At 66.5% G+C, this 5,080-nt stretch carries 6 protein-coding genes; 3 read left to right on the top strand and 3 right to left on the bottom strand.

Annotation, left to right across the window (positions count from 1 at the left end; translation table 11 throughout):
- A partial coding sequence (locus Q8M13_RS01890; RefSeq protein WP_305297929.1) for a flagellin occupies positions 1-202 on the top strand: 202 nt, incomplete at its 5' end.
- Positions 203-275: 73 nt separating this feature from the next.
- Here the strand turns inward: Q8M13_RS01890 and Q8M13_RS01885 are convergent.
- The 3 genes from Q8M13_RS01885 to Q8M13_RS01875 all read right to left on the bottom strand — a co-directional run bounded on the left by Q8M13_RS01885 (position 276) and on the right by Q8M13_RS01875 (position 2,999).
- Positions 276-788, bottom strand: coding sequence for a hypothetical protein (locus tag Q8M13_RS01885; RefSeq protein ID WP_305297928.1), 513 nt, complete (start codon positions 786-788; stop codon positions 276-278).
- Positions 789-892: 104 nt separating this feature from the next.
- On the bottom strand, positions 893-1,915 hold the full coding sequence (locus Q8M13_RS01880; RefSeq protein ID WP_305297927.1) for an alpha/beta hydrolase: 1,023 nt from the start codon (positions 1,913-1,915) through the stop codon (positions 893-895).
- Between the two features lie 76 nt (positions 1,916-1,991).
- Positions 1,992-2,999 (bottom strand): nitronate monooxygenase family protein, encoded by a 1,008-nt coding sequence (locus Q8M13_RS01875; protein ID WP_305297926.1) that lies wholly within the window; start codon positions 2,997-2,999, stop codon positions 1,992-1,994.
- 133 nt (positions 3,000-3,132) lie between these two features.
- Between Q8M13_RS01875 and Q8M13_RS01870 the strand changes: the two genes are divergently transcribed.
- Both Q8M13_RS01870 and Q8M13_RS01865 read left to right on the top strand, forming a co-directional pair.
- A complete protein-coding gene (locus tag Q8M13_RS01870; RefSeq protein ID WP_305297925.1) occupies positions 3,133-4,563 on the top strand; it encodes a methylmalonyl-CoA mutase family protein in 1,431 nt (476 codons plus the stop codon).
- Positions 4,560-5,080: methylmalonyl-CoA mutase family protein (locus Q8M13_RS01865; RefSeq protein ID WP_305297924.1), on the top strand; the 521-nt coding region annotated here is incomplete at its 3' end. The genes Q8M13_RS01870 and Q8M13_RS01865, both read left to right, overlap by 4 nt.

The following is a 5,080-nucleotide window of genomic DNA, read 5'->3' as shown; positions in this document are numbered from 1 at the left end:
CGCCAAGGCGCTGGACACCCACCTGACCAACGTCATGAAGCTCCAGGACACCCTGGACGCTGGTGTCGGCAACCTGGTGGACGCCGACCTGGCCAAGGAAAGCGCGAAGCTGCAGGCCCTGCAAACCAAGCAACAGCTTGGCGTCCAGGCCCTGTCGATCGCCAACCAGTCCTCGGGCATCCTGCTCGGACTGTTCCGCTAAGACCATCCAGGGCGCGCTCGCGCTCCCAAGACGACGGCGGGAAGGGATACCTTCCCGCCGTTTTCCTTTTTGCCTAGCTCGCTGGGGGCAGCGGCGCGGCCTCGTCATCGTCACGCTCGGCAAAGGCGATCTCATCGGCGCAAGCCCGAGACGCGGCGGCCTGATCAGCGATCTTGTTCCGCAGGGTTTCGACGCCCAGCGCCCCAGCCTTGGCGTCCAGGACATCCAGAGCGCCGGCCGCCACGACTTCCCGCGCGTCGACCGCGCGAACGCAGGGATCCTTTAGACGACCCCATAGCGGCAGGCCCCGGACCTTATCGACAGCGCCAGCGCATACCTGGCGCACATTCTGAATAAGCGCCCGCTTGGCCAGGTCGGGCTTGTTGACCGCCACCGCCGCGATTTCCTCGCTGCCGGCCTCCATCGCCCGCTCGCAGGGTTGCAGCGCGGCCCGCAGGTTCAACATCTCCAAGCTGGAGGGCGCCGCTGGGGCCGATGAGGCCGCTGGCTTCTTGGGTACGAAATCGCTGGGCTTGTCACAGGCGCCGAGCGCCAAAGCCCCACACACGACCACTGTTCTCAGCAAGACGAACACTCTTCCAACGACGGACGAGCTCCGCCACCCAGCAATAAGTCCCAAAGCGCCGGTTGGATGCGGTCCCGACGCAAAGCTTGGCGGTCGACCGGGCGCTAGTTAGGTGCTTCGGCCACCAGCCTCCAAGCGCGCTTGGCCAACAGATATTCCCGGTTCACGATCATGTCCGGCTCCAGCCCCAGCATCACCGCGGCGATGTCCTGCGAAACGGCACGGCTGTTTATGTAGTAGCTGTGAAGGGAGCGTTCGTCGGCTCCGGCCGCGATGTTCCGGCAGTCCACCAGCACAACCTTCTTGGGCAACATGTCCACCAGTCGTGGGCCGTCCGAGCCCAGGCGATCGGGATTGGCCTTAGTCTTGTCGGAGATCAGCAAGGCCCGGTCGCGCGGATTGAAATAGACCGTCACCTGCCGGCCGATATAGGGCAGCGGCTTCAGCTTATCGTCCTGCTCGAACGTATCGTCGTCCTCGTCCGGCGCCGCCAGCAGGATCTGGTCGAACAGCCGCACCAGGCTCTTGGGTTCCTTGGCGATCACCGCCTGCAGACCGTTGCGCAGGACATAGACGCCCATGCTGTGAGCCAGCAAATGAAGCTGGCGCTGGCAATAGTCGTTGGGCCCAAGTTCCTCGGTGACGAAGGTCTTCAGCCGCAGGAACGCGCGCGCCAGGGCCGGCCCCGAGGCCCGGGCGTCCTCCCGGTCGCTATAGTAGGACATCAAAGGGACCGCGGCCCCGTCGGACGGCCAGCTAAACACCACCACATTTAGCGCCCGGCCGTCGAACTGCACTTCACGCGCCAGTTCGGCTCCGGCGGCCAGCGCGCCCATGAAGCTGACATTGAAGCCGTGGATAAAGACCAGCGTATCGGACCGATCGCCGGCCATGCACCGGTGCAACTCCCGCAAGAACCGGTCGCTGCCCTTTATCTTGAAGCCGTTCTCGGCGGCCTCTTCCGGATAGACCTCGACCTTGCTGGGCTTCGATCCTGCGCCAAAATCGGCGTACCCATAGCGCAGCGCCGCCACCCCATCGGGGTTGAACGTCTTGCCGAATATCTCGAGCTTATTGTCGGGCAGATGGTTGCGGTTGGTCGCAAAATGTACGCGAAGCTGCGCCATGAGCTTTCCCCACCTAAGTTAAGGCAGAGTGCAAGTCTAAGGCGACCAACCGCAAGCCAAATCCCGGCCGGTAGGGTTACTCCGCAGCCATCGCCAGGGCGCTGCCGCGGGTGAGCGAAGTCTTCGCGGCCAGCGCGGCCTTCGCGGCTTCGTACTCATTGGCCAGGCGATCGACCAACTGCCCGGCTGTCGGGATATCCTTCACCGCGCCGATGCCTTGGCCGCAGCCCCAGATGTCCTTCCAGGCCTTGGCCTTCTGGTTGCCACCCGATCCGAAGTTCATCTTCGAAGGGTCGGCTTCAGGCAGGTTGTCCGGATCCAGGCCGGCGGCCTCAATGGAGGGGCGCAGATAGTTGCCATGCACGCCGGTGAAGAGGTTCGAATAGACAATGTCGTCGCCGCGCGAGGCCACGATCATGTCCTTGTAGCCGTCCATCGCGCGCGCTTCCTGCGTGGCGATGAAGGCCGAGCCGATATAGGCGAGGTCCGCGCCCATGGCCTGGGCGCCCAGGACCGCCGCGCCATTGGCGATCGAGCCCGACAGGGCGATCGGCCCCTCGAACCATTCGCGCAGTTCCTGCACCAGAGCGAAGGGAGACAGGTGCCCAGCGTGGCCGCCTGCTCCGGCCGCCACGGGGATGAGGCCGTCGGCGCCCTTCTCCACCGCCTTGCGGGCGAAACGGTCGTTGATGACGTCGTGCAACACGATGCCGCCATAGGAGTGCATCGCCTGGTTCACGTCTTCGCGCGCGCCCAGCGAGGTGATGGTGATCGGCACCTTGTACTTCACAGCCATCTCGACATCCTGCTCCAGGCGGTCGTTGGTCTTGTGAACGATCTGGTTCATGGCGAACGGGGCCGACAACCGGTCGGGGTTTTTGGCGTCCCAGGCGGCCAGTTCCTCGGTGATCTGCGCCAGCCACTCATCCAATTGGCTCACCGGCCGCGCGTTCAGCGCCGGGAACGAGCCCACCACACCGGCCTTGCACTGCGCGATCACCAGTTCGGGACCGGAGATGATGAACAGCGGCGAAGCAATCACCGGGATACGCAGGCGCTCGGAGAGTATGGGAGGCAGGGCCATGAGGGCGTCCTTTTGAATGGCGTCGATCTAATTTTTACAGCGTACACACAAACCATGCGGGCGTGCAAGCACCGCTGAATCGTGACCCCGCGTGAACTTGACGCGCTGGCTGGAGACGGCCCAATGGCTCCCGATGAGCGATGCCCCGAACACTCTCGGCGAGTTCCCCGCCGCCACCGTCGCCGAATGGCGAGCCCTGGTCGAAAAGACCCTCAAAGGAGCGCCGTTCGAGAGCCTCCAGCGTACGACGCTGGAGGGTTTGCCGATCGCCCCGCTTTATGACGGCGAGACCGCCGCGCCGAGCTTCGCGCCGCGTCCGCATGACGCCGAACGGCCCTGGGACGTCCGCTCGATCATCGCCCACCCCGATCCGGTTCGCGCCAACGCAGAATTGCTGGCCGATCTGGAAGGCGGCGCCGCCTCGGCTCTGATCATCATTGATCCAACCGGAAAACACGGCGTCGCGGTCGGTTCGGCCGAGGAACTGGCGCGCGTGCTCGATGGCGTCATGCTGGAGTTCGCGCCGGCCGCTCTCGACGCTGGCCTGCTCGGTCCCAAGGCGGCCGACTGGCTCGCCGCGGCCGCTAAAAGCTCGCCGACCGCCCTGCTCTCCTTCCATCTGGACCCATTGAGCCGCTTCACGCGCGACGGCGTCAGCCCTGGGCCGATAGAGAGTCACGTTGTCTCCGCCGCGACGGTCGGGGCTCGGCTGATCGCGACCTTCCCGAAGGCGAGCCTGTTCCTCGCCTCCGGCCGGGTGGTTCACGAGGCCGGCGGCGGCGAGGCGGGCGAACTGGCCTTCGCCCTAGCCGCCGCGCTCACCTACGCCAAGGCCCTGGTTCGGGCGGGCTTGTCGATGCAGGACGCCTTCGCCGCCATCCACCTAGGGCTTGCGGCCGATACAGACTACTTCGCGACCTTGGCCAAGCATCGCGCAGCGCGGTTGCTATGGACGCGTCTGGTCACCGCGTGCGGCGTGGATGTCCCGGCCCGCATCGAGGCGCGCTCCTCGCACCGCATGCTGGCGGCGCAGGATCCCTGGACCAATATGCTGCGCCTCAGCTCGGCGGCCTTCGGCGCCGCGGTCGGCGGCGCCGACGCGGTGGTGCTCGGCGCCTTCACAGATCCGCTTGGCCTGCCCACCGAGTTCGCGCGGCGCCAGACCCGCAACGCCCAGCTTGTCCTGATGGAAGAGGCCCACCTCGGCCGGGTGTCGGACCCTGCCGCCGGCTCTGGCTATGTCGAAGCCCTGACCGACGAAATGGCGCGCGCCGCCTGGGCGCAGTTCCAGGCCATTGAGGCGCAGGGCGGCCTGATCGCAGCGCTCGCCTCCGGCCACGTCGCCGCCCAGGTCGGCGCCGTCGTCGCCGCCCGTGAGGCCGCCGGAACGCCAAAGATCGTCGGCGTCACCGCCTTCCCACCGACCCAGGACGCCCCGGTCGAGGTCCAGCATCCCGCCCCGCGGGCGACCGACGCCCCGTCCGCCCGGCTGCCCGGTCCAGACGGCCATTGCCCGCCGCTTCGTCCGATCCGTCTCGCCGAGCCGCACGAGGCCGCACAATGAGCAAGTTCCCCGACTTCGCCACCCTGCCCTTCGACGGCGCTGCAACCACGCGCGCCATCGTCTCGGGCGACGTGTGGGATACGCCGGAAGGCGTGGCCGTGAAGCCGTCCTATGGTCCCCAGGACGTTGAGGGCCTCGCTTCGGGCTATCCGGGCCTCGCGCCGTTCCTGCGCGGCCCCTATCCGACCATGTACCTGACCAACCCGTGGACTATCCGCCAATATGCGGGCTTCTCCACGGCCGAGGATTCCAACGCGTTCTACCGGCGCAACCTCGCCGCCGGCCAGATGGGCCTGTCGGTCGCCTTCGACCTCGCGACCCACCGCGGCTACGACAGCGACCACCCGCGGGTGAAGGGCGATGTCGGCATGGCCGGCGTCGCCATCGACTCCATCTTCGATATGCGCACGTTGTTCGACGGCATCCCGCTCGACAAGATGAGCGTGTCGATGACCATGAACGGGGCGGTGCTGCCGATCCTGGCGCTCTACATCGTCGCCGCCGAGGAACAGGGCGT

The sequence above is a fragment of the Phenylobacterium sp. genome (assembly GCF_030681155.1).
Classification (GTDB): domain Bacteria; phylum Pseudomonadota; class Alphaproteobacteria; order Caulobacterales; family Caulobacteraceae; genus Phenylobacterium.
The sequence above is the reverse complement of the archived record's forward strand: the minus strand, read 5'-3'. Positions and strand labels throughout refer to the sequence as shown.

Excerpts from the sequence above, each read along its gene's own strand:
- Q8M13_RS01880 (WP_305297927.1), bottom strand. The coding sequence starts at position 1,915 with ATGGCGCAGCTTCGCGTACATTTTGCGACCAACCGCAACCATCTGCCC.
- Q8M13_RS01875 (WP_305297926.1), bottom strand. The coding sequence starts at position 2,999 with ATGGCCCTGCCTCCCATACTCTCCGAGCGCCTGCGTATCCCGGTGATT.
- Q8M13_RS01870 (WP_305297925.1), top strand. The coding sequence starts at position 3,133 with ATGAGCGATGCCCCGAACACTCTCGGCGAGTTCCCCGCCGCCACCGTC.